The following is a 24,844-nucleotide window of genomic DNA, read 5'->3' as shown; positions in this document are numbered from 1 at the left end:
TGGCACGCACGAACGCTGTTAACTCTTCTTGCATCCATCGTTTCCAACATGCTATCGATCATGAAGGACCCTCATGGGATCCATGCAATAGGTTTAATTAGAAATGTTCGAAGCGATCTACCGGGAGAACAAATACAGTAGCTCCGCCTACTTGAACTTCAACAGGTAGCGGCAGGTAAGAGTCGGTTGTTCCACTCATCGGTGTGACCGGAGTCACGAGCTGTTCACGAACCTTACAGCTGCTGCGAATGACGTTCATTACAGATTCGACTTGACCATCATCGACACCGATCATAAACGTCGTGTTGCCTGCCTTCAAAAATCCGCCCGTACTGGCAAGCTTCGTCGCCCGAAAGTTTGCTTTGACCAATGCGCTGGATAATCGGTTGCTGTCTTTATCCTGTATAATCGCAACAATCAGTTTCATCCTGCATAACCTCCTTTAGAATAAGCACCTTTATCAAATGCCCTGTCTATATATTAGACAATTACTCGTCAAAATCCTTCAAAATCCCTGTCTCCAGCGACAAAATCATTGCTGCCAATACATCCTCCTGCTTCATGGAAGCATCGATAACTCTGATCCGTTCCGGGAACTGCTCTTTTAATAGGAAGTAACCCTTTCGCACTTTACGGTGAAACTCCAGATTTTCCAGATCCAGACGGTTCACTTCGCGGCCATCATGAGCATCGATCCGGGCAAGCCCCACTTCAGGCTCAATGTCCAGATATAAGGTCACATCCGGCATGAGATCACCAATCGCAAAACGATTAATGGCCCATACGTTCTCTATCCCGAGTCCACGGGCGTACCCTTGATAGACCAGACTGCTATCGACAAATCGGTCACAGATGACTGCTTTTCCAGCTCTCAGTGCAGGCTCTACTTTCTCCGCCAGATGCTGGCTGCGTGCAGCTGCATACAATAGCGCTTCGGTTCGAGCATCCATTGCCGTATGAAGAGGGTCCAGAATAATTGAACGTATTTTCTCCGCAATCTCAATTCCACCAGGCTCTCGCGTAACTACGTAAGGTATACCCCGTTCTTCAAAATAAGAACCTATTCTACCGATCATCGTTGTTTTCCCGGAACCCTCTCCCCCTTCCAGCGTAATGAATTTACCTCTGCCCTGCATATGCTTCCCTGCTTTCTATGTCGATAATTGCATCTATTGCTGCTGTAATTGAATATGCTTAGACCCTCTTGCTACAAGATATGATATCCCTCGCCCAGAGGTGTATAGCTACAGCTATATCGGTACGTATTAATAACACCAAGATCATACAAGCTTGTTTCTTTCTATCATACTATAGGTCAGCGGTTACTCCAACATGAACAACAAAGTAAAGCGTTCAACCGTAGATGATCCATACCCATAATGGAAGCATAACTGATCCGGCAATAGCACTGACAATCATGGAAACTGAACTGAGGGCTACCGCATTCTCTCCATATTCGAAAGACCTTGCCATGCCGAGGGCATGAGATGCTGAACCCAGTCCAATTCCATAGGCATGTTTACTGCGGACTTTGGCCCATTTCAAGAGCATCGGCCCCAATAATATCCCTGAGAATCCTGCAATCATCACAAACAACGATGTGAATGAGGCATTCCCTCCAACCTGATTAGCGAGTTGAATAGCCACAGGAGTGGTCACGGATTTTGGCAATAAAGCGATGACCATTTCCTGAGGATAACCAAGCAGAATGGCGATTAACGCCCCCGTGGAGACACCTGTAATACTGCCTCCGATTGTTCCACCCACAATGGGAATGATATTTTGCTTCAGCACATGCAGATGTCTGGACAAGGGAAAAGCGAGAGATACAACTGCTGGACCCAAGAGCTCCTGTATCCATTTGCCACCCAACATGTACGTATCCAGCTTTATACCGGAAATCACCAAGATCAGGATTAGTATGGCAGTCGTTGTGAGTACAGGCATAAGTATCGGCCATCTCAGTCTTTTATATAGACGAGTGGCTGGAATATATACAGCGATGGTTAGCGCGATCATTCCAATTCCGAGGATGAATGCTGACAATTGATCGCCTCCTTTTTGACTGAATGAGACGATCTCCATGTCATAAGCCACTCACTTAATTTGGCAGATATCAGACATGTGATTAATGTGCTAACGATCAAACCCAGAACCAATAACAAGGTGTTGGCTCTAAAAAAATCAAAATGATTAATAATACCCACAGTTGGCGGGATGAATAACAATTGCAGATGAGATTGAAGCCACGTCGACCCTTCTTCTCCCCAGCTCATTTTGATCCATCCCAGTTGAATGGTGACAAACAATACCAGCATGCCCACAATACTGCCTGTTAACGGCAGATGTAATACAGCTTGAATCAAGTTTCCAATCCAATAAAAACCGTACATCAACAAAACTTGCAGGACTATTCCTGTATATTTTTTTAGCGGAATACCCAAAGTGTTCCCTTCTTTCTTATGTCTATCTGTATAAGTTGAACTAGAGCCTGTCTTCATACCTGCCGAAAGCCGGAACATAACTGAACGTGTCTGGAGCAGGGCACGGAGCGGGAGCGCTAACGATCCTGTGACGTCTTATTCAGCGATTTAATGCGCCCACAGCAATCTAAGGAATCTAAAACACGCTATATTGGAATAACCAGCCGTTTACAGCGTGTTTGTTAGGCGAATTTGGTTAATAACATGTCTCAGGTTCCTTACAAAATAAAAGGAGGACTCGAAGGCTAAATAAGACGTCCTCGGTTCCTTAGAAAATCGTCGGACAATTCGCCAGGATCAGCAATCCTTAACTTCAAGATGTTGGACCCTGACATCCTTCAACGTATTGCATGCCTGAGTTTGAAGACACACCCTAGCAACTAGATTAATGACCAAGAGACCCTCACATGTGTAGGGTCCGGTATCGCTATCCGTATTGGTCATATTGTCCACCTATTGGTGAGTGCAATTCAGATCTTCATGTGTTCCCTTCATTCCTTCATGACCCTCAATGACTGTAGAGATGCATCGGATACCCCATGAAACTTTGCTCCTTCATCCCGCAGCAGTTGTATACGTGCCACCATCGATGTACTAATACGTTCACCCGGATATACAAGCGGAATCCCTGGAGGATACGGGACTACCATCTCAGCTGATCGACAGCCTGCGCTTTCTTCTATCGGCACATTGATCGTATCCGTCTCCACAATCGGTTGCAGTGTAAAGGAGATCGGTTCCGAGTAGCGAGTTTTTTCTTGTAAATTGTTCCACGTGGAAATATAATGTGCCGAACCTTTCGCAAGCTGATGTGATGGCGCTGCATTAGATTGGACCTGCTCATGCCCATTGGCAGAGCTGATATGGTGTAAAGCCTGCAACAGGTGCTGAGCATCTTGCACCGTTGAGCCCAGGCTGAAGAGCAAGACGACGTACCGTTCGTCGCTCATCTCGGGCACACAGCCGCATGCTTCCAGCTGCTGCTGTAGCCCATAACCGCTCAGCACCCCTGCGCCGTCATAGATGACGGCCTTGAATGGGTCCTGAGCGGTATACCCCGCGGCAGAAGGCTTCGCCGCCGCGGTCAGGCCCTCCCGTGTCTGCTGCGCAGCGGACACGGACATGCCAGCCGGCTTCGCTGTTCCGGCTGGCGGTTCTGGCTGCAGCGGCTGTGCAGGCTGCAGCAACTGGAAGCGCGGCAGCTCCGCGAGGCCGCGCTTAAAGGCCTTCACGGCGGCAAGCCCCGCCGTGAAGGCGTTCGCGCCCTGCACGTGCAGCAGGCGGCGCGCCAGATCAAGCGAAGCCATCACGGGGTATGATGGGCTTGAGCTTTGCACCATGGCCAGGCGCTGCCTTAACAGGGACCGGTTTAACCCTGGCCCCTGAATGTGCAGCATGGCACCCATGGTGAAGGCCGTCAGCATCTTATGTGTCGACTGCACTACACCGTCTGCTCCGCACGACAGTGCAGAGACAGGCAGCTCCGGATGCTGCCCATAATGCGCGCCATGCGCTTCATCCACGAGCAATGGCATGCCAGCGGCGTGGCATACCTCGGCTATGGGCGTCAGATCAGCGCCCATGCCGTAATAATTGGGCAAAGTGACTAGTACGCCCTTTGCCTCAGGATAAGACTGGACAGCTGCCTGAACCGTCTCCACCGACGGCATGACCGCAAGTCCAGACGCAGGATCGACCCACGGCTGCAGAAATACAGCTCTTGCACCTGCCAGCATTAACCCGTGAATAACGGATTTGTGCACATTCCGTTGCACCAGCACAATACTGTTTGGCTCATCACACACGGTGAGCAATAGAGACAAATTACCTGCTGTACTGCCTCCCACAAGGAAGAAACTCTCCTCCGCTGCAAAACAATCTGCCGCAAGCTCCTGTGCTTCCTGGATTACACCTTCCGGATGGTGCAAATCATCGGTGCCCGTAATCTCCGTAACATCCATCTCCATCATCTCCAGAAATGAACGCACCGGTACCAGTTCTAATTCCGAGTGAGCCCCTTCAACGCTGAGTCGTTCCACACTCTCCAGATCAACCCCATGTTCATCCACCGAACTGAAACGCTCTACCTTCTGGTTAACATTCTTTCCTCCATCATTCTGAATCTCACCGTTGTGCTGGTGTTCCTCATTAACGATATCCTTAACTGGAGGTTGCCCTGCTTCTGCTTGTTCCAACAAATGTCGATAAGCTTGTCCATTCTTATGCCCAGGCACATGAAAAGAACGCTGCTTCGAATCACGATACGCAAGCAACGCTTCATATAAAGGGGCTCTACTTGATTTATTTTTATGATCCATGAAATAACCATCCTGTACATATATAATGTGCGCCCTATGCGCTCCAAAATGCTTCCTAATCTAAGGAACGTCCTTCTTCCTCATCTCCACACGCTCTACTGCAAATGATCTATACCATTATATCAGCATACGCCTTCCCAAGATGGCAAACAAGACAATCTCTCCTCTTAAAAACAGAAAAAGGCCCATTGGGCCTCTATACACATCAGCATCGTTACAATGTGATGTTTCGCTTCTACTTCTATTAGCAACATTCATTATGCGTTTTTTTGTACCCAAATTTGCTTCATTTGATGAATAAAATAATTGTACTTGGCATCCTGCGCGTCGGTATGAACCATTTCTGCTTCACAAGTGTCACATATGAATTCAGATACAATAAAAATGCCTTCTCTTTTTCTTTGCTCGCAGATAATACATGTGTGTTCGGCATGTTCTTCCATGAACCATCCCACCTTGTTTTACGTTTACTATCAGTATTGCACAGTTTCTATTATTTTAAACATTTTCATAGTGCTTTCTTTCTATAAAATATATATATTCGCCCACCCCCTCTTGGGTGTCTGTACCGAAAAATACATTCAACTCCCTACAAGAACATTCACCTGCTTATGTATATACAGTACTCCTACAATCCATCGCATTTACCTCTACATCACGTATCCCATGGCCTGACTCAAACTTATATTCAATTTCCTTAAAAAAACTTGGAATCTCAGCCGATATATAATACATGATAACGATATCAAAGCCTGACAGTCCGTGTATTCAAGAGTATACTGAGATAAGCTCCGTCGAATCTCAATATCTTGTACAATCGTCATGGCGTGAGATACAAGGTTCATATATACATACATGTATGATTCATTCCCTTTTACTCGTGTAAGAAAAACGAATACCTACCCCACACAAACGTGAATCCGAAGGAGGATATATAATCGTATGATCGCCGAACCGGAGAATAAAGCAACATTTTATCAATACCGGCTTCTGAAAAAAAAGGCTATCGCCCGCAGTGTCATTTACAGCTATCTGTGTCTGCCGGTCATCATGCTCTTATTCAATCTACTCGCATTCTCCTGGACTGGCCTCTTCTTTTTTGTACTGGCAGGTCCAATCACCATCTGGATTCATTATGTCATCGCCAGAACGATATTACTTCTGGTCCGTACCTCTTACGCCAAACGCTGGCGTTGGAATATGCGTATGCCCTGGTTAGGTTATATCCCTGATCAGCATTTTAGCTTCCGTATGTTTGTCCGGGTACACCTTAACATGAGCTGGATTGGACTATGTATCATTACAGTATGTTTGATATGGTCGCCATTGTCCTTTACCCTCTCGCTGATCTTCTGGCATTTGTGGTTGTTGGGTCCTCGCTTGTATGTTGTAATGGTGCTCTCCCGTGAGCGCAAAGACGGACTCATCAAATTGAATGAACAAGATGTCTCATACTATCTGCAATAACGCTCCCTCGTTTATGCAATACTCAATGAACCTCACTTACCTGTAATACATAACCGCTGAGCCCTTCGAATAATCTGTTACAAAAACATAATCGTGTATCGTTCAGTTGACTCAACCTCACATGCTCAAATAAAGGTTATCCACAGTGGATAACCTTTATTTATTGTTCCCTTCTCATTCATTATCCACAGCATGGGTATAGTTAAATGAGTTATCCCCACTCGAGGCATTGTTCTTCTCTTCTTTTCCTCCCGCTGCTCCATATCCTCATAACCCCAGATATCTCGTAGATCTTACACCTTTGAGCGATCTTTTGCCTCAGTCTCAGCTCTATCTGCTCTCTAGCTGCTCTCTAGCTGCTCTCTAGCTGCTTTCCATCAGCCACTCACTACCTCAATACCTTTATACAACTTATCTCTCCCCTCTACTTTTGGCGCTCTACACTCCCCTATGCTTCACGCACACATACCACCTATACGTGTACGAAAGAAACTGCTCCATTCCTTCTGTACCTTTATGACCTCTGAACCACCATACGTGATAGGTTCTCCCATCATTACTAAAGCCTACTTCGCTAAATAACAAAAAGCCCCCGATCAAGTACACGGGAGCTTTACTATATTATAAGGAACATCACAACGTTAATTAATCATATGCAACCTTACCCGCAACAGCTCAATCGTCTTCAGCCAATGATTTAACTGTCGCTTGAGTAGCATCATTTCTAGGAACCATTAGTGTAAAGGAACCATCATGTACTGCTAAATGCACAGTATGTCCTTCCTTTGCAAATACACGCAAGGTACTGGATTCATTGGATGTACCCTTGGCTTGCTTCTCTGTCCAACCCCAGCTTTTAATCTCGTCTAGATATACCTCAGGCAAGCTAGTACTCTCACTAATACCAGACAGCGTATATCGAACATAATCCATATCCGAATTATTTTCAGACTGGTCAGATTTATTCGCTACTTTCGGCACCGGAAAACTCTTTTCGTTCACCGCACCTTCATATGAAGTCCATACAGATCCTGAAGCTTCACCGCATCCTGCCAGAACAACGGTCAAACAAAGCAACAGAAATGATTGTAGTCCAAGTCTCCGCCAACTTAACACACACACCCTCCTTTTCACAGCTGCACATTCCAGCTCTGTGGTCAGGTACTTTTAGCATATTTAACATAGTCCTATTATACTGGTTTTGCCGCTGTTATCCGTAACAAAAATGTTACCTTCCAATATCGATCATGTCAGAGCTTCTGCTCAACGTATCTAATCCTTATAAACAAATAAAAACCACCACCGAATAACATCGGCAGTGGTTCTTTGCTTGGCGGCGTCCTACTCTCCCAGGACCCTGCGGTCCAAGTACCATCGGCGCTAGAGGGCTTAACGGTCGTGTTCGGGATGGGTACGTGTGGAACCCCTCCGCCATCGCCACCAAACGCATAGCTTAGCTTACATTCAGAGATCGTTCTCTGAAAACTAGATTCGAAACGAAACATGCGAATTACAACTTGCTATTGGATAAGCCCTCGACCGATTAGTACTGGTCAGCTCCATGCATTGCTGCACTTCCACCCCCAGCCTATCTACCTCGTCGTCTTCAAGGGGTCTTACATACTGGGAAATCTCATCTTGAGGGGGGCTTCACGCTTAGATGCTTTCAGCGTTTATCCCGTCCGTACATAGCTACCCAGCGGTGCTCCTGGCGGAACAACTGGTACACCAGCGGTACGTCCATCCCGGTCCTCTCGTACTAAGGACAGCTCCTCTCAAATTTCCTACGCCCACGACAGATAGGGACCGAACTGTCTCACGACGTTCTGAACCCAGCTCGCGTACCGCTTTAATGGGCGAACAGCCCAACCCTTGGGACCTACTTCAGCCCCAGGATGCGATGAGCCGACATCGAGGTGCCAAACCTCCCCGTCGATGTGGACTCTTGGGGGAGATAAGCCTGTTATCCCCAGGGTAGCTTTTATCCGTTGAGCGATGGCCCTTCCATGCGGTACCACCGGATCACTAAGCCCGACTTTCGTCCCTGCTCGACTTGTAGGTCTCGCAGTCAAGCTCCCTTATGCCTTTGCACTCTTCGAATGATTTCCAACCATTCTGAGGGAACCTTTGGGCGCCTCCGTTACTCTTTAGGAGGCGACCGCCCCAGTCAAACTGCCCACCTGACACTGTCCCCGCACCGGATTACGGTACCAGGTTAGAACCTAGATACGATCAGGGTGGTATCCCAACGTTGCCTCCACACAAGCTGGCGCTCATGCTTCAAAGGCTCCCACCTATCCTGTACAGATCGTACCCAAATTCAATATCAAGCTGCAGTAAAGCTCCATGGGGTCTTTCCGTCTTGTCGCGGGTAACCTGCATCTTCACAGGTATTAAAATTTCACCGGATCTCTCGTTGAGACAGCGCCCAAGTCGTTACGCCATTCGTGCGGGTCAGAATTTACCTGACAAGGAATTTCGCTACCTTAGGACCGTTATAGTTACGGCCGCCGTTTACTGGGGCTTCGGTTCACAGCTTCGGATTGCTCCTAACCACTCCCCTTAACCTTCCAGCACCGGGCAGGCGTCAGCCCGTATACTTCGCCTTACGGCTTCGCACAGACCTGTGTTTTTGCTAAACAGTCGCTTGGGCCTTTTCACTGCGGCCCCCTCGTGCTATTCACACTACCGGGGCACCCCTTCTCCCGAAGTTACGGGGTCATTTTGCCGAGTTCCTTAACGAGAGTTCTTCCGCGCGCCTTAGAATACTCTTCTCGCCTACCTGTGTCGGTTTGCGGTACGGGCACCATCACCTGGCTAGAGGCTTTTCTTGGCAGTGTGAGATCATGACCTTCGCTACTATAATTTTCGCTCCCCATCACAGCTCAGCCTTACGATGTGCGGATTTGCCTACACATCAGCCTCACTGCTTAGACGGACATCCATCAGTCCGCGTCACTACCCTACTGCGTCCCCCCATTGCTCATAACGGCTTACGGTGGTACAGGAATTTCGACCTGTTGTCCTTCGACTACGCCTTTCGGCCTCGCCTTAGGTCCCGACTTACCCTGAGCGGACGAGCCTTCCTCAGGAACCCTTAGGCTTTCGGCGGATCAGATTCTCACTGATCTTTTCGTTACTCATACCGGCATTCTCACTTGTATAATGTCCAGCGCTCCTTACGGTACACCTTCAACCCTTATACAACGCTCCCCTACCCCTGATGCAAAGCATCAAGCCATAGCTTCGGTGGTGTGTTTAGCCCCGTTACATTTTCGGCGCAGAGTCACTCGACCAGTGAGCTATTACGCACTCTTTCAATGGTGGCTGCTTCTAAGCCAACATCCTGGTTGTCTGTGCAACTCCACATCCTTTCCCACTTAACACACACTTGGGGACCTTAGCTGATGGTCTGGGCTGTTTCCCTTTTGACAATGGATCTTAGCACTCACTGTCTGACTCCCGGAAGTAAGTCTATGGCATTCGGAGTTTGACTGAGCTTGGTAACCCTTGCGGGCCCCGCACCCAATCAGTGCTCTACCTCCACGACTCTGTTTTCCGAGGCTAGCCCTAAAGCTATTTCGGGGAGAACCAGCTATCTCCGAGTTCGATTGGAATTTCTCCGCTACCCCCACCTCATCCCCGCATTTTTCAACATGCGTGGGTTCGGGCCTCCAGTGCGTGTTACCGCACCTTCACCCTGGACAGGGGTAGATCACCCGGTTTCGGGTCTACGTCCACGTACTACATCGCCCTATTCAGACTCGCTTTCGCTGCGGCTCCGGCTCTTCACCTTAACCTTGCACGGGAACGTAACTCGCCGGTTCATTCTACAAAAGGCACGCCATCACCCCTAAAACGGGCTCTGACTTTTTGTAAGCACACGGTTTCAGGTTCTATTTCACTCCCCTTCCGGGGTGCTTTTCACCTTTCCCTCACGGTACTGCTTCACTATCGGTCGCTAGGAAGTATTTAGCCTTGGCAGATGGTCCTGCCGGATTCATACGGGGTTTCACGTGCCCCGCACTACTCGGGATCCGTCTCGGAGGGAACCAACTTTCAACTACAGGGCTTTTACCTTCTTTGGCGGGCCTTTCCAGACCTCTTCGCTTAACCGGTTCCTTTGTAACTCCATGTGAGACGTCCCACAACCCCAAAGAGCAAGCTCTCTGGTTTGGGCTTCTCCGCGTTCGCTCGCCGCTACTGACGGAATCACTATTGTTTTCTCTTCCTCAGGGTACTTAGATGTTTCAGTTCCCCTGGTATGCCTCTACATAACCTATGTATTCAGTTATGAGTAACTGGAAATTACCCCAGCTGGGTTTCCCCATTCGGACACCCCCGGATCAAAGCTTGCTTACAGCTCCCCGAGGCAGTTTCGTTGTTCGCCACGTCCTTCATCGGCTCCTAGCGCCTAGGCATCCTCCGTGTGCTCTTAGTAGCTTAACCATTTTGTTCCGGTTTCGGTCGCTCGCTTCCCTTGGTTTGGACTACGTCCAAATCCAAAAGTCGCTCTCACCCGATACCATCACAAAAGCAATTTAACTACCTTTATAAACACTTCACTTGTTTACACAAGATCAGCTTAAAGGAATGTTCTAATTCGCGTTTGTTTCGTTTCGATATCTAGTTTTCAAAGAACAAGCTCCATGCAAAAGCAAGCTGTTTGAGAGTTTGAGCTCTCAAAACCGAACAACGAGTGAGTGTTTTGCAGCTAAGCTGCTTATTTGAATGTTTCCGTTGCAGGAAACGATTCTCCATAGAAAGGAGGTGATCCAGCCGCACCTTCCGATACGGCTACCTTGTTACGACTTCACCCCAATCATCTATCCCACCTTCGGCGGCTGGCTCCTTGCGGTTACCCCACCGACTTCGGGTGTTATAAACTCTCGTGGTGTGACGGGCGGTGTGTACAAGACCCGGGAACGTATTCACCGCGGCATGCTGATCCGCGATTACTAGCAATTCCGACTTCATGCAGGCGAGTTGCAGCCTGCAATCCGAACTGAGACCGGCTTTGTTGGGATTGGCTCCATCTCGCGATTTCGCAGCCCGTTGTACCGGCCATTGTAGTACGTGTGTAGCCCAGGTCATAAGGGGCATGATGATTTGACGTCATCCCCACCTTCCTCCGGTTTGTCACCGGCAGTCTATCTAGAGTGCCCACCCGAAGTGCTGGCAACTAAATATAAGGGTTGCGCTCGTTGCGGGACTTAACCCAACATCTCACGACACGAGCTGACGACAACCATGCACCACCTGTCTTGAATGTTCCGAAGAAAAGGTACATCTCTGCACCGGTCATTCAGATGTCAAGACCTGGTAAGGTTCTTCGCGTTGCTTCGAATTAAACCACATACTCCACTGCTTGTGCGGGTCCCCGTCAATTCCTTTGAGTTTCAGTCTTGCGACCGTACTCCCCAGGCGGAGTGCTTAATGTGTTAACTTCGGCACCAAGGGTATCGAAACCCCTAACACCTAGCACTCATCGTTTACGGCGTGGACTACCAGGGTATCTAATCCTGTTTGCTCCCCACGCTTTCGCGCCTCAGCGTCAGTTACAGCCCAGAGAGTCGCCTTCGCCACTGGTGTTCCTCCACATATCTACGCATTTCACCGCTACACGTGGAATTCCACTCTCCTCTTCTGCACTCAAGTCACCCAGTTTCCAGTGCGATCCGGGGTTGAGCCCCGGGATTAAACACCAGACTTAAATGACCGCCTGCGCGCGCTTTACGCCCAATAATTCCGGACAACGCTTGCCCCCTACGTATTACCGCGGCTGCTGGCACGTAGTTAGCCGGGGCTTTCTTCTCAGGTACCGTCACCTTGAGAGCAGTTACTCTCCCAAGCGTTCTTCCCTGGCAACAGAGCTTTACGATCCGAAAACCTTCATCACTCACGCGGCATTGCTCCGTCAGGCTTTCGCCCATTGCGGAAGATTCCCTACTGCTGCCTCCCGTAGGAGTCTGGGCCGTGTCTCAGTCCCAGTGTGGCCGATCACCCTCTCAGGTCGGCTACGCATCGTCGCCTTGGTGAGCCGTTACCTCACCAACTAGCTAATGCGCCGCAGGCCCATCCCCAAGTGACAGATTGCTCCGTCTTTCCAGTTTCCTTCAGGCGAAGAAAACAACTATTCGGTATTAGCTACCGTTTCCGGTAGTTGTCCCAAACTTGAGGGCAGGTTGCCTACGTGTTACTCACCCGTCCGCCGCTAACCATCAGAGAAGCAAGCTTCTCTTCAAGTCCGCTCGACTTGCATGTATTAGGCATGCCGCCAGCGTTCGTCCTGAGCCAGGATCAAACTCTCCAATAAAGTATTGAAAAGAGCGATAAGCTCATTTTGAATCTGACGAGATTAAAAATCTCATTTGTGCTCCAGCCGATCCAAGCCAAGGCTTGTTTCAAACTTTTGCGTTCATTCTGCAAGCAGAATGTTTACTCACTCGTTGTTCAGTTTTCAAAGATCAAACTTGTTTTGTTACCGAATGTTGTTCTCTTCAGCAACTTTTATATCTTATCACATCCGAACCAACTTTGCAAGCTTTTTTTTTAAGTTTCTTTCGAAGCTTATTTCATTTGCTTGCCGCACCGTGTAAACCGTGTTTTCTTGGCCGGAATTAGAATATACCATGTACAGTTATTGAATGCAAGTCTTTTTTTGAGTAATTATATATCTTTCTATAATCTTTCTGTTTTTTTCTACACCCCCACATTTATCTCACGTAAAAGGCCTCTCTATAAAAGAAAGACCCTCCCTCTCATCAAGTTACTTTAATATCTATTGTTATCCGATAACCTCTTGGATGTGAAGCTGCCGTTGCTGCATCAGGTTAATGATGGTTCCTTCTACTGACACCATAGGCCGTGTAGGATGATCTCGATCAGAGAATACGATCTCTCCAATCTGGTTATTGCTGAGTTTCACTCGGATGCCATTATGGATCTGGGTCGATCGTTGAACAAATACACTTACGATTGCAGGGTCCAATTTCCCAAATGCCTCACTTTGGATCTGTTCTAGGACTAGGTATGGTGATTGTGCCTTGCGGTAGATCTTCTCCAGCGTCATGGCGTGGAAAATATCAGCGATAGCTACAATCTTGGCATAAATATGAATCTGCGTCCCACTAAGCTGCAACGGGTAGCCTGATCCATCCACTTTTTCATGATGCTGCAAAGCTGCAAGTCTGGCTCCCTCATTAATGGCCTTTGCCTGTTTAAGGATCTGATAACCATATTTCGTATGCTGACGAATCTCTTCCTGCTCAGTAGCCGTCAACGTGGATGGTTTATGAAGAATCTGCGGATCTACCTTGTTGTTACCAATATCATGGAACAAGCCTGCAAAAGCCACTTGCATCCAATCCTTGGAGGGGAGATCGATCCATTGAGCCAGTTGATAGGATGTGATCGCACTAAGTACGGAATGGTGATATACATAATCATGTTCTTGCATTACTCGTGGACTGAAGGTAAGCACATTATATTGTTTGAGCTGTGCAAACACAGACTCCAACTGTGTACGTAACTCATAGACCGGTAATTCAGCCGCCAGAGAGGACAGGAAAGCATTTTTGGTTAGTCCGACCATCTTCTCATACTCATCCTGCAAAGACGTTACTACAGGAGCTGTGGTGACGTTCCCTGTCTTACCAGCCCGTTCACCATTGTTGTCATTGGCAGAGCTTCCTGCGGACAAAGATGCACCTTTGGTTCCCGTACTACTCGACGCCATTCTTTCTTGTTCAATATCTACCTGTTGAATCATAAAGGCTCTGAGCACTTCCATATCCTTGGGTAAAATGACTTTTCCCTTCTGAAGCAGAACATTACCGCGAAGTGTTTGCACATCACTCCCAAGTTTGAGTCCTGGTTTGACTTCTGACAGGGTGATTAATCCCATGTGTATTCCCCTCACTCATCGTTCTTCTATGTTAATACAAACAAGACCATAGTCCCGGTTTTTCATGATATTTCCCATTATATTACTCAGGAATCAGGCTGTACATCCCAGATTCGGAAGAATAAAAGAAGAGATTCCTTTATACAAACAAAGGGCTCCCCGTGGGAGCCCTCGCAATCTTCTTCCAATCTCCAAGAGATCAGTCTTTATAAAATTCTATTTTATGCTTCCGAACCGGAATCGTCGTCGCCCTCAACTTCATTAACCTCAGCGTCAGAAACGGTGCCTTCTTCCAAGCTTACTACCGGAGCTTGGGACTCCTCGCCTTCCAAGCCTTCAAGCGACTCATCATCTGGTTCCTCTTCATTTTTGTCAATTCGGCTGACTGTAGCTACTGAATCCTCGTCACGAATATGAATCAGCTTCACACCCTGCGTGTATCGACCCATAGTGGATATGCCTTCCATGCTCATCCGGATCAACGTACCGCTAGACGTGATAATCATCAGATCCTCTTCGGTTTTAACCATTTTGAGGCTGACTACTGAGCCGTTCTTCTCTGTGACATTAATAGTCTTGATCCCTTTACCGCCACGAGTCTGCATCCGATAATCACTGACAGGTGTACGTTTACCGTAACCTTTGGCTGTAACGATCAGAACATCAAGCTCTTTATCAACTACATCCATGCCGATAACAGCATCCTGTTCATCCAATGTAATCCCTTTGACCCCGGTTGCGCTACGTCCCATGGAACGTACGTTACCTTCCGAGAATCGAATAGACATTCCGTGAGCTGTACCCATGATGATCTCTTGCAATCCATCGGTCAGCTTAACATCGATCAGAACGTCATCATCACGTAAGGAAATACCGATCAAGCCGCCTTTGCGAATATTGGTGTAATCCTCAAGTGGCGTCTTCTTCACAACCCCTTGGCGGGTAGCAAAGAACAAGTATCTGTCACTTTCGAATTCCTGGACCGGAATTACGGCATTGACCGATTCGCCCTGCTCGATCTGGATCAGGTTGATAATCGGCGTTCCCCGTGCGGTACGTCCAAGCTCTGGAATCTCGTAAGCTTTGAGACGGTACACTTTACCTTTGTCAGTGAAGAACATGAGGTAATTGTGAGAGTTGGTCACAAACAGATGCTCGACAAAGTCGGTATCTTTTGTATCCATACCCACGACCCCACGTCCACCACGTTTCTGGCTGCGGTATGTGGATACCGGCAGACGTTTCACGTAGCCTGTATGAGTAATCGTAATGATAACCTCTTCACGTGGAATCAGGTCCTCATCCAGAATACTCTCTTCACCTACAGTGATCTCCGTACGACGATCATCGCTGAAGCGGTCGCGGATCTCTTGCAGCTCCGTACTGATAATCTCAAGCACCAGATGTTCATTCGCCAGAATTTCGCGATACTCTCTGATTTTGACCATCAGTTCGTTATATTCATTTTCAATACGTTCGCGTTCCAGACCTGTGAGGCGTTGCAAACGCATATCGAGAATAGCTTGAGCCTGATCATGACTGAGTGAGAAGCGCTCAATCAAACCTTCTCTTGCTGCATCCGCATTACTGGATGAACGAATCAACGTAATAATCTCGTCGATATGATCCAGCGCAATACGTAAACCTTCTAGAATGTGTGCACGAGCTTCAGCCTTTTTCAGTTCAAACTGCGTACGTCTGCGAATAACCTCAATCTGATGCTGCAGGTAGTGATACAACACTTCGCGCAAGTTCAGAATTTTAGGTTCTTTATTAACAATCGCAAGCATGTTAATCCCGAAAGTGGATTGCATCGATGTATGTTTGTACAGGTTGTTCAGGACAACCCCCGGATTCACGTCTCTGCGAAGCTCAATTACAACCCGCATACCATTACGGTCAGACTCATCACGAAGGTCAGTAATGCCATCAATCTTTTTATCACGTACCAACTCGGCGATTTTCTCAACGAGTCTCGCCTTGTTTACCTGATAAGGCAACTCTGTAACGATAATTCGCGCCTTGTTGTTGTTCTCTTCGATGTTGGTTTTAGCCCGCATCGTTACTGAACCACGTCCGGTCTGATATGCCTGGCGAATGCCTGAGCGGCCCAAAATGTAGCCGGACGTAGGGAAGTCTGGTCCTTGAATGTAATCCATAAGTTCCATGGATGTAATGTCCGGATTTTGAATCATGGCCTGTACACCATCAATGACCTCGCCCAGGTTATGAGGAGGAATATTGGTAGCCATACCTACCGCGATCCCGCCGACCCCATTGACAAGCAAGTTAGGAAAACGAGCAGGCAGGACGATTGGTTCATGTTCTTCACCGTCATAGTTCGGCTGGAAATCAATCGTATCCTTGTTGATATCTCTGAGCATTTCCATAGCAATCTTGGATAAACGTGCTTCGGTGTAACGCATGGCTGCTGCCATATCACCATCGACCGATCCAAAGTTACCATGCCCATCTACATGCATATAACGCAGGGAGAAATCCTGTGCCATCCGTACCATCGTCTCGTAAACAGCAGAGTCACCGTGTGGGTGATACTTACCGATAACTTCGCCGACGATTCTGGCTGATTTTTTATGTGGTTTGTCGGGTGTCATGCCGAGCTCTGACATCGCGTACAGAATACGCCGGTGAACCGGCTTCAATCCATCACGCACGTCAGGTAAGGCACGGCTAACGATGATGCTCATCGCATAATCCATAAACGATTCACGCATCTCGACGCCTATATCCCGATCTGTAATCTGAGAGTTCATTTCTTCCGCCATGCTGGACCTCCTTCTTGTCCTTCAACAAACGTTCCATTCCGTCATGCAAAAAAAGTTGATTATATGTGAAAAGCCTAACAAGGCTAAAACCGCGCAAGAACGCTACTCTTTATTATATTACTTTCACAAAAGTTACACAATTAAACGTCCGCTGGGCAATAGCCTTTCTTCCGGGAACTTCTGCGTGTCTGGGGATACGCCCTGCCTTCCTCCCCAATTGCACATACAATGCTAGAAAAACGGCATATGTACTGTGCCTACCGAGGCTAAAGCCATTCCCGTCCTACGATCAAACTGCAAATTGTGCAGCTCATCGCACAAAACGCCATATTTCTCTATTATACCACTGAAATCGTCTCTTGTCCTTTGATTTCTCCGTGTCTGGTCCCTCTTTAGAACTGAACAAAACATGAAAGGACTGATGAATCTTGGGTATCCAACGCGTCTCCAGCAAATGGGCCAAAACAGCCGTGTTACAACGCAGTCGCATTGTCAATGAATATATCCCAGTGACCCGAAAATATAGCCGTCAAACTCTGGAACGAATGACTGAATTATTTGAGTCCAACTATATCAAACCGGACCGTGGCACTTACGGTAATGGCGTTATGCGGGTGAGAACAACCCGTTTATACGAACCTGTTGTTAATTCCGAAGATTCCACCACAGATACAGAGGTTTCGGAAGAAACCAATGATCGGAACCTGCCTGATGAACCCGAAGCAAGTACTGTTATCTCCAGAGCTACCTATCTCACAACAACATATCAACTCCAATACGGTACAGAGGAGAGATCATTTCATTCCCTGGACGAACTCGAACGAGCACTGAATGATCGCATTCAGGAACGTGAATATATCATTCAACAGGGAATATCGCTGATGAAGCATGAAGATTTGCCTTTTGACTTGCGTGTGTTAACTCAGAAAAATCTGCAACACAACTGGGAAACAACAGGTATTCTGGGACGTGTTGCTGCGCCAGGCAAAATAATCACCAACATTCATGGTGGTGGGCGATTGGCCACGTTTGAAGAACTCGTACTCCCCCATCTTCACCAGGAGGGCTTCAAAAAACTTCGCACTGAGCTGTACCGCTTAGGTATTCATACCGCTGTGCAATTGCAAACATCATTTCCAAGACTCAAAGAGATTGGTATTGATATTGCGCTAGACGAAGCAGGGCGTCCCTGGATTCTTGAAGTCAACACACTGCCAGGCATTTACGCCTTTGGCTTATTACCGGACAAGGAGGCATACCGGAAGATCAAACGTTATGCGATTGCGTACGGTCGTTTGCCCTCCAAAAAGGGTAAGAGCTCCCGTCCATCCCCTAAAGCACAGGCTTCGTCTGCCAAAAAACGTGTACGCAGATAACAAAGGGATACGTGAGTCTAAGTATACGCCTTCCCTAATATAAAAAAGGCGCCCTCTCAGGCGCCTCTTCGAATATGTTAAATGTCGAGGTTTTTCACGTATTTTGCATTTTCCTGGATAAAGTCACGACGCGGTTCAACGTTATCTCCCATCAGGGTGTCAAACATGGTATCAGCAAGGATGGCATCATTAATCGATACTTGCATCATGGTCCGACTCTCCGGATCCATCGTCGTTTCCCACAATTGTCCGGCATTCATCTCGCCAAGACCTTTGTAACGCTGAACGTTGAATTTCGCATTTTCGCCGAGCGTTGCAATAATTTCATCGCGCTCTTTCTCGGAACCAGCATAACGAATCACTTTGTTACGCTCAATCTTGAACAATGGCGGTTGTGCAATATATACATAACCTGCTTCAATGATTTTACGCATGTACCGATACAGGAATGTCAGCAATAGTGTTCGGATATGAGCACCATCAACGTCGGCATCGGTCATCAAAATGATTTTGTGATAGCGTGCTTTGGCAATATCGAAGTCATCACCAATACCCGTACCCATTGCCGTAATAATTGCTCTAATCTCCGCATTACCCAAGATCCGGTCGAGACGAGCTTTTTCCACGTTCAAAATCTTACCACGCAGTGGCAAAATCGCTTGGAAATGACGATCCCGACCTTGCTTTGCTGATCCGCCTGCAGAGTCACCTTCGACGATGTACAATTCGCTGATTGAAGCATCCTTGGATGAACAGTCTGCCAGTTTACCTGGAAGTGAGCTTACTTCGAGTGCACCTTTACGACGTGTCAGTTCACGGGCTTTACGGGCAGCTTCACGAGCACGTGCTGCTTGCAGCCCTTTTTCCAAAATGCGACGGGATACGGAAGGATTCTCTTCCAGGAACTCCTGAAGTTTCTCGGCAAACAAGGATTCGACAATCCCACGCACTTCGCTGTTGCCCAGCTTGGTCTTTGTCTGTCCTTCAAATTGCGGCTCCGGAATCTTGACCGAAATAATAGCTGTCAAGCCTTCACGCACGTCATCCCCGGAAAGGTTCCCCGTGCTGTCCTTGATTACTCCCGCCTTACGGGCGTAGTCATTGATAATCCGCGTAAGGGCACTCTTGAAACCTGATTCATGTGTTCCGCCCTCATGCGTGTTGATATTGTTCGCGAAGGAATAGATATTCTCGGTGTAGTTGTCATTGTATTGCAGGGCAACTTCCACCTGGATGTTATCTCTGGAACCTTCAACGTAAATTGGATTTTCATGCAGTACTTCGCGCTTCTGGTTGAGGAAGGAGACGTATTCGATAATGCCGCCTTCATACAGGAATGAGTTGGTTGCACCTGTGCGCTCATCCGTCAGTGTAAGACCAATACCCTTGTTCAGGAACGCCAGCTCACGAATACGGGCCAGCAAGATGTCATATTCATAAACTCTTGTTTCCGTGAAAATTTCAGGGTCCGGATGGAATCTAACCGTTGTTCCTGTTTCGTCGGTTGTACCGATCACTTTCAGGTCGTACTGTGGAGCTCCACGGCGATATTCCTGTTGATAGATATGCCCCTCACGTTTAACCGTTACAACCACTTTTTCAGAGAGTGCATTCACAACGGACACACCAACACCATGCAAACCACCGGATACTTTATATCCGCCGCCGCCAAATTTCCCCCCTGCATGGAGGACAGTCATAACTACCTCAAGTGCAGGACGTTTCATTTTGGTATGTTCGCCGACAGGAATACCCCGTCCGTTATCGACTACAGTCACGCTATTGTCTTCATGGATACTGACCTCAATGTGGTCGCAGTAACCTGCAAGCGCTTCGTCAATACTGTTGTCCACTACTTCCCAGACCAGATGATGCAGGCCCTTGGAACTGGTGGAACCGATATACATGCCCGGACGCTTCCGTACGGCTTCCAATCCTTCAAGGACCTGAATTTCATTCGCATCATATGACGGTTGATTCATAGACATGCCTTTCACCTACTTCTATAGATTCAATATCGTAAATATGCGTTAACTAATAATTGTTTGCTGAAATAGGCAACGTCCTTCATTTCAGCAGCTATTCAAATTTAAAGACAAGCAGCAAAAGAGACATTTTTTATGCCACACAACGCTAGAGATCCGGAAAAATGTGAGCCCGCTTTTTCAGCGTGGCTGAGGAAATAGGCGAGTAGTACACAATGTTTTTGGTCACCACAATAGACTTGGCTTCCTCTTCGCCGATGTGCTCCACTGTTTTTTCCTGCTCGGCATGCGTGACATACTGCTTGGAGATCTTTGAGGATTTTTCAATCGATATATCAAAAATAGCGACCAATTCGGAAGAACGGATGATCTTCTCACCGCCCAGATGAATGTACATAAGCCCCTCACTCCTTAGCGTTCAACCTGTCCGGCATGAACGTGATAAATACTGGCATCTTTGAGCTTGTCAACGTTCAGGCTCTCGATCCCCGTAGCCGTAATAAAGGTTTGCACCTTGCTCTGGAACGTTTCGATCAGCTGCGTCTGGCGAAAAGGGTCCAGCTCGGACAGAACATCATCCAGCAACAGAACTGGATATTCTCCGATTTCTTCATGAATCAGTTCAATTTCCGCAAGTTTAAGGGACAACGCCGTTGTGCGCTGCTGCCCCTGCGAGCCATATGTTTGTACTTCCCGATCGTTAATGAAAAAGGACAGGTCATCCCGATGCGGCCCACTAAGGGTTGTGCCTCGGCGAATCTCCTGCTCTTTCATTTGTGATAATTTTATCATAAATTGGTCCATTAAGACAGCTTCATCTTCCTCAGCGGCTTCGCTGAAGGAAGGAAGGTAGGCCAGCCGCAAGACTTCTCCGCCTCCGGTGATCCCCTGATGAATCGTTTCTGCCCACTTTTGCAGTTTCTTTATGAATTGTTTCCTTTTTTTGACGATTTTAACACCATGCTCGACCAGTTGTTCGTTCCACACCTCAAGCATGGTCTGGGCCGATGCCCCTTTTCCCCATAACTGCTTAAGCAAATTATTTCGTTGGACGAGCACTTTTTGATATTGCTGCAGGTGGTACAGGTAGCCAGGTGCAACCTGTCCAATCTCCATGTCAAGAAACCGGCGGCGAACCCCCGGTGTGCCTTTTACAATCTCCAGATCCTCTGGTGCAAACATCACAACATTGAGCGCTCCGACAAAATCACTTAACTTGCGCTGCTCCAGGCCGTTAATCTTTGCTTTTTTGCCTTGTTGCGACAATGATAGTTCAAGCTTGACCGATCCGTACTTTTTGTCGACCTCTGCTGCAAGTCTGGCACGTTCCTCACCGAAACGGATTAACTCCTTGTCACGGGATGTACGGTGGCTCTTGGTGAGTGCAAGTACAAAAATCGCCTCTGCAAGATTGGTCTTGCCTTGGGCGTTTTGCCCGATCAACAAGTTTACGGGACCAAAAGAATCCAGTCTCAGATGTTCATAATTGCGGAAATTCTGCAGATCAATGCTGTTCACAAACACGCGGTAACCTCCCTTTTATCCCGTCCGTCAGGAGGCAGCAGGATCGAACTGGTCTTCTTATTCTGCAGCAACTTCGAATGTGCCTTCTCCGTCCACTTCAACGATATCCCCAGGGTATAACTTACGTCCCCGGCGTTCCTCAGGCTCTTTATTCACACGTACAAGTCCTTCCTGAAGCAAAGCTTTGGCCATACCTCCAGTTGGGATGCAATCAGCCAGTTTCAAAAATTGATCAAGCTTAATATATTCCGTACGAATCGTAACTTGGTTCACTGTGATCTTCCTTTCGTTAGTTGGTCGTCCGATATGGCAATATCACGTAAAGGCTGTGACTGTCATCCAGCGGTTTCAAGATGATTGGACTCATGACTCCTGTAAAAGCGATCATCAGCTGCTCACTTTCAACAACTTTCAGCACATCCAGCATGTATTTGGAGTTGAACGAGATTTTTAACGGATCTCCTGTAAACTCGGCAGGTTCGATTTCTTCTCTTACTTTACCTAGCTCGGAAGAGCTTGAAGAAATTTCAACGGATCCTGAATCCATCGTTTGCATACGCACGATGTTTGTTTTCTCTTCACGCGACAGCAAATAAGCCCGGTCAATGGATTCACTTAATTTTTTTGTATCTAAAACAAGTTCTGTTTTGTATGACGTTGGAATAATTCTAGAAGTATCCGGATATGTTCCGTCCAAAATACGGGAGTAAAACAATACACGGTCGATTTTGAACAGGACCTGGTTATCTGCAACAACGATATCCACAAGGGTATTTTGATCCGGAACAATTTTGCTGAGCTCGTTCAGCGTTTTACCGGAAATGACCACGTTGTTGAAGCGGATACCTTCTGCATTATCCAGCATTGCTGATCGAGTAGCAAGACGGTGACGGTCTGTTGCCACAAATTTCAATTCGTTGTCACCCAAACTCCAGAGTACACCTGTCAGGATTGGAGTAGTCTCATGTGTGGAAATGGAGAAAACAGTTTGTTTGATCATATTTTTCAGCAAATCTCCTGGAATGGAGACCGTTTGGTTTTCTTCGATGCTTGGCAGTACCGGGAATTCTTCCGGATCAAGACCTACCAGTTGAATTTCGGTAGCACCTGCGGAGATAAAGGTGTTGAAGTTCTCTTTGACTTCCATGTGCACTTCTTGCGATGGCAGCTTCTTGATGATCTCCACAAAAAACTTGGCTGGCAAAACTACACTGCCCGGTTGATCTACCTGAACTACGCTTTTATCTCCATCTTCAAGCGGGATGAAGGATTGAATGGATATATCGGTGTCACTTGCTGTCAACGTTACACCTTGATGATTCACGTCGAATTTGATACCGCTCAGAATCGGAATCGTCGTACGGCTCGAGATCGCTTTGGATACTTGCTGTATGGAATCGTTTAAGTAGTTTTTCATTATGCTGATTTTCATGGTTTCACTCCTAGCTGATTTTTTGGGTGTTGGGTTGTTAAAAGGTGTTTTTCAAAGGCCGAAGGCTAAGCTCCGAAATGGCTATTTTGGAGATGATATCTTTAAGATCTTTTTAGTAATAATAGTAATAGGGGCACTGAATATGTGGATAAGTGGGTATAAACCCGTACACCCAAGCCTATCCACATGTGTATACGTTGTGCATAGGCTTGGGACTTGTTCAGGTTGGATTCTTAATTTTTTCGGTTAAGTTGTTGATAACTTTATAGAGATCCTGATCGTTTTTAATCGCTTGGGAGATTTTTTCGTGAGCATGTATGACAGTGGTGTGATCTCGTCCTCCGAATGCTTCCCCAATTTTGGGCAGAGAAAAGTCTGTCAGTTCACGAGAGAGATACATGGCAATCTGTCTTGGAAAAGCAACTGCCTTGGTCCGTTTCCGTGCTTTGAAATCTTCAAGCTTAAGGCTATAATACTCGCCGACCTTTTGTTGGATGTCATGAATAGTGATCATTTTGGGACGACTGGAAGGAATAATATCCTTCAGTGCTTCAGCTGCCAGATGAGTGGTTACATCTTGATTAGTCAGTGAAGAATAAGCAACGACCCGAATCAGGGCGCCCTCCAGTTCACGGATGTTGGTGTCAATCTGGTTGGCAATGTACATCATCGCTTCATTCGGAATATCCAGGTTTTCCGCACGTGCCTTTTTCCGCAAAATTGCGATCCTTGTCTCCAAATCTGGAGGCTGGATATCCGTAATTAACCCCCATTCAAAGCGAGAACGAAGCCGTTCTTCCAGTGTCGGAATTTCCTTCGGTGGTCTGTCGCTGGAGATGATAATCTGCTTCCGTTCCTCATGCAGCGCATTAAACGTATGGAAAAATTCCTCTTGTGTTGATTCTTTTCCCGCCAAGAACTGAATATCATCAATGAGCAAAATGTCGACGCTCCGGTATTTGTTACGGAAGCTCTCCCCGCGGTTGTCACGGATCGAGTTAATGAATTCGTTCGTGAATTTCTCAGACGACAAATAAACGACTTTGCTGCCCGGATCATGCTCCAGAACATAATGTCCGATCGCATGCATCAAGTGAGTTTTACCGAGACCTACTCCCCCATACAGAAAGAGAGGATTGTAAGCTTTGGCTGGCGCTTCAGCGACCGCCAGCGATGCGGCATGGGCAAAACGGTTGCCCGGCCCGATGACAAATGTATCGAACGTATATTTCGGATTCAGCATGCTGAGTACGGCTTCTTCCTGTACAACTGTAGGCGTTGGTGCCGGCAGTTGCGGGTCCGGTTCAGCAGGCTTGTTCTCTTCGATGACAAATTTCACATCGACTTGCTTGCCAAGCAACTCGTATACCGTCGAGCCAACCAATTTGGTGTAACGGCTCTCCAGCCATTCGACGGCAAACGTGGTTGGTGCGGATATGACGATTGAACGGTCATTCAGCTTGGTGGCTTTGGTTGCTTTGAACCAGGTGTCAAAGCTGGGTTTGCTGAGTTTGTTTTGTATGATTGATAAAATTTGCTGCCATAAATCAGAAGTATGGCTGTCCAC

Annotated in this window: 17 protein-coding genes and 3 rRNA genes; 2 read left to right on the top strand and 18 right to left on the bottom strand. The window is 47.3% G+C overall.

Translation table 11 applies throughout. The features are described from left to right. Positions 1–97: 97 nt before the first annotated feature. The 6 genes from MKY44_RS00100 to MKY44_RS00075 all read right to left on the bottom strand — a co-directional run bounded on the left by MKY44_RS00100 (position 98) and on the right by MKY44_RS00075 (position 5,244). Entirely contained in the window at positions 98–427 is a 330-nt protein-coding gene (locus tag MKY44_RS00100) for a cyclic-di-AMP receptor (protein ID WP_017691391.1), read from the bottom strand. Between the two features lie 61 nt (positions 428–488). After that, complete coding sequence (gene tmk / locus MKY44_RS00095; protein ID WP_341005664.1) at positions 489–1,136, bottom strand: dTMP kinase; 648 nt, start codon at positions 1,134–1,136, stop codon at positions 489–491. A 217-nt stretch (positions 1,137–1,353) separates the two neighbouring features. Continuing rightward, positions 1,354–2,046, bottom strand: coding sequence for an LrgB family protein (locus MKY44_RS00090; protein ID WP_341005663.1), 693 nt, complete (start codon positions 2,044–2,046; stop codon positions 1,354–1,356). Continuing rightward, positions 2,016–2,444, bottom strand: coding sequence for a CidA/LrgA family protein (locus MKY44_RS00085; protein WP_341005662.1), 429 nt, complete (start codon positions 2,442–2,444; stop codon positions 2,016–2,018). Before MKY44_RS00085 ends, MKY44_RS00090 begins: the two co-directional genes overlap by 31 nt. Before the next feature lie 530 nt (positions 2,445–2,974). Continuing rightward, positions 2,975–4,801: an aminotransferase class I/II-fold pyridoxal phosphate-dependent enzyme gene (locus tag MKY44_RS00080; protein ID WP_341005661.1), complete on the bottom strand. Its 1,827-nt coding sequence runs from the start codon at positions 4,799–4,801 to the stop codon at positions 2,975–2,977. Positions 4,802–5,058: 257 nt separating this feature from the next. Further along, positions 5,059–5,244 (bottom strand): sigma factor G inhibitor Gin, encoded by a 186-nt coding sequence (locus MKY44_RS00075; RefSeq protein WP_017691396.1) that lies wholly within the window; start codon positions 5,242–5,244, stop codon positions 5,059–5,061. 499 nt (positions 5,245–5,743) lie between these two features. Here MKY44_RS00075 and MKY44_RS00070 point away from each other — a divergent pair, with 499 nt between their 5' ends. Beyond that, positions 5,744–6,268 (top strand): hypothetical protein, encoded by a 525-nt coding sequence (locus tag MKY44_RS00070; protein WP_036606136.1) that lies wholly within the window; start codon positions 5,744–5,746, stop codon positions 6,266–6,268. A 675-nt stretch (positions 6,269–6,943) separates the two neighbouring features. Here MKY44_RS00070 and MKY44_RS00065 read toward each other — a convergent pair. The 6 genes from MKY44_RS00065 to gyrA form a co-directional block, all read right to left on the bottom strand. Then, on the bottom strand, positions 6,944–7,384 hold the full coding sequence (locus tag MKY44_RS00065; RefSeq protein ID WP_084174380.1) for a hypothetical protein: 441 nt from the start codon (positions 7,382–7,384) through the stop codon (positions 6,944–6,946). Positions 7,385–7,596: 212 nt separating this feature from the next. Continuing rightward, positions 7,597–7,713: ribosomal RNA gene (rrf, locus tag MKY44_RS00060) — 5S ribosomal RNA — on the bottom strand. Positions 7,714–7,791: 78 nt separating this feature from the next. Further along, positions 7,792–10,717: ribosomal RNA gene (locus MKY44_RS00055) — 23S ribosomal RNA — on the bottom strand. A 314-nt stretch (positions 10,718–11,031) separates the two neighbouring features. Then, positions 11,032–12,584, bottom strand: a 16S ribosomal RNA gene (locus MKY44_RS00050). The 16S, 23S and 5S rRNA genes sit together here, the layout of an rRNA operon. A gap of 471 nt (positions 12,585–13,055) precedes the next feature. Continuing rightward, a complete protein-coding gene (locus tag MKY44_RS00045) occupies positions 13,056–14,174 on the bottom strand; it encodes an HD-GYP domain-containing protein (RefSeq protein WP_341005659.1) in 1,119 nt (372 codons plus the stop codon). A 221-nt stretch (positions 14,175–14,395) separates the two neighbouring features. Further along, positions 14,396–16,960, bottom strand: a complete 2,565-nt coding sequence (gene gyrA, locus MKY44_RS00040) for a DNA gyrase subunit A (RefSeq protein WP_036671890.1) — start codon at positions 16,958–16,960, stop codon at positions 14,396–14,398. 428 nt (positions 16,961–17,388) lie between these two features. Between gyrA and MKY44_RS00035 the strand changes: the two genes are divergently transcribed. Next, entirely contained in the window at positions 17,389–18,336 is a 948-nt protein-coding gene (locus MKY44_RS00035; RefSeq protein ID WP_341005657.1) for a YheC/YheD family protein, read from the top strand. A gap of 77 nt (positions 18,337–18,413) precedes the next feature. Here MKY44_RS00035 and gyrB read toward each other — a convergent pair whose 3' ends face one another. The 6 genes from gyrB to dnaA all read right to left on the bottom strand — a co-directional run. Next, positions 18,414–20,324, bottom strand: coding sequence for a DNA topoisomerase (ATP-hydrolyzing) subunit B (gene gyrB / locus MKY44_RS00030; protein ID WP_076216622.1), 1,911 nt, complete (start codon positions 20,322–20,324; stop codon positions 18,414–18,416). A 145-nt stretch (positions 20,325–20,469) separates the two neighbouring features. Next, complete coding sequence (gene remB, locus MKY44_RS00025) at positions 20,470–20,718, bottom strand: extracellular matrix regulator RemB (RefSeq protein WP_017691405.1); 249 nt, start codon at positions 20,716–20,718, stop codon at positions 20,470–20,472. Between the two features lie 14 nt (positions 20,719–20,732). Next, on the bottom strand, positions 20,733–21,845 hold the full coding sequence (gene recF, locus MKY44_RS00020) for a DNA replication/repair protein RecF (RefSeq protein WP_017691406.1): 1,113 nt from the start codon (positions 21,843–21,845) through the stop codon (positions 20,733–20,735). Between the two features lie 57 nt (positions 21,846–21,902). After that, positions 21,903–22,118, bottom strand: a complete 216-nt coding sequence (yaaA, locus tag MKY44_RS00015; protein WP_036611994.1) for a S4 domain-containing protein YaaA — start codon at positions 22,116–22,118, stop codon at positions 21,903–21,905. 16 nt (positions 22,119–22,134) lie between these two features. After that, positions 22,135–23,277: a DNA polymerase III subunit beta gene (gene dnaN / locus MKY44_RS00010; RefSeq protein WP_017691408.1), complete on the bottom strand. Its 1,143-nt coding sequence runs from the start codon at positions 23,275–23,277 to the stop codon at positions 22,135–22,137. Between the two features lie 220 nt (positions 23,278–23,497). Further along, on the bottom strand, positions 23,498–24,844 hold a 1,347-nt coding region (gene dnaA / locus MKY44_RS00005), incomplete at its 5' end, for a chromosomal replication initiator protein DnaA (RefSeq protein WP_301289659.1).

Source organism: Paenibacillus sp. FSL R7-0026 (assembly GCF_038004485.1).
Lineage (GTDB): Bacteria > Bacillota > Bacilli > Paenibacillales > Paenibacillaceae > Paenibacillus > Paenibacillus xylanexedens_A.
The sequence above is the reverse complement of the archived record's forward strand: the minus strand, read 5'-3'. Positions and strand labels throughout refer to the sequence as shown.

Excerpts from the sequence above, each read along its gene's own strand:
- MKY44_RS00100 (WP_017691391.1), bottom strand. The coding sequence starts at position 427 with ATGAAACTGATTGTTGCGATTATACAGGATAAAGACAGCAACCGATTA.
- tmk (WP_341005664.1), bottom strand. The coding sequence starts at position 1,136 with ATGCAGGGCAGAGGTAAATTCATTACGCTGGAAGGGGGAGAGGGTTCC.
- MKY44_RS00080 (WP_341005661.1), bottom strand. The coding sequence starts at position 4,801 with ATGGATCATAAAAATAAATCAAGTAGAGCCCCTTTATATGAAGCGTTG.
- MKY44_RS00075 (WP_017691396.1), bottom strand. The coding sequence starts at position 5,244 with ATGGAAGAACATGCCGAACACACATGTATTATCTGCGAGCAAAGAAAA.
- MKY44_RS00070 (WP_036606136.1), top strand. The coding sequence starts at position 5,744 with ATGATCGCCGAACCGGAGAATAAAGCAACATTTTATCAATACCGGCTT.
- MKY44_RS00045 (WP_341005659.1), bottom strand. The coding sequence starts at position 14,174 with ATGGGATTAATCACCCTGTCAGAAGTCAAACCAGGACTCAAACTTGGG.
- gyrA (WP_036671890.1), bottom strand. The coding sequence starts at position 16,960 with ATGGCGGAAGAAATGAACTCTCAGATTACAGATCGGGATATAGGCGTC.
- gyrB (WP_076216622.1), bottom strand. The coding sequence starts at position 20,324 with ATGTCTATGAATCAACCGTCATATGATGCGAATGAAATTCAGGTCCTT.
- remB (WP_017691405.1), bottom strand. The coding sequence starts at position 20,718 with ATGTACATTCATCTGGGCGGTGAGAAGATCATCCGTTCTTCCGAATTG.
- dnaN (WP_017691408.1), bottom strand. The coding sequence starts at position 23,277 with ATGAAAATCAGCATAATGAAAAACTACTTAAACGATTCCATACAGCAA.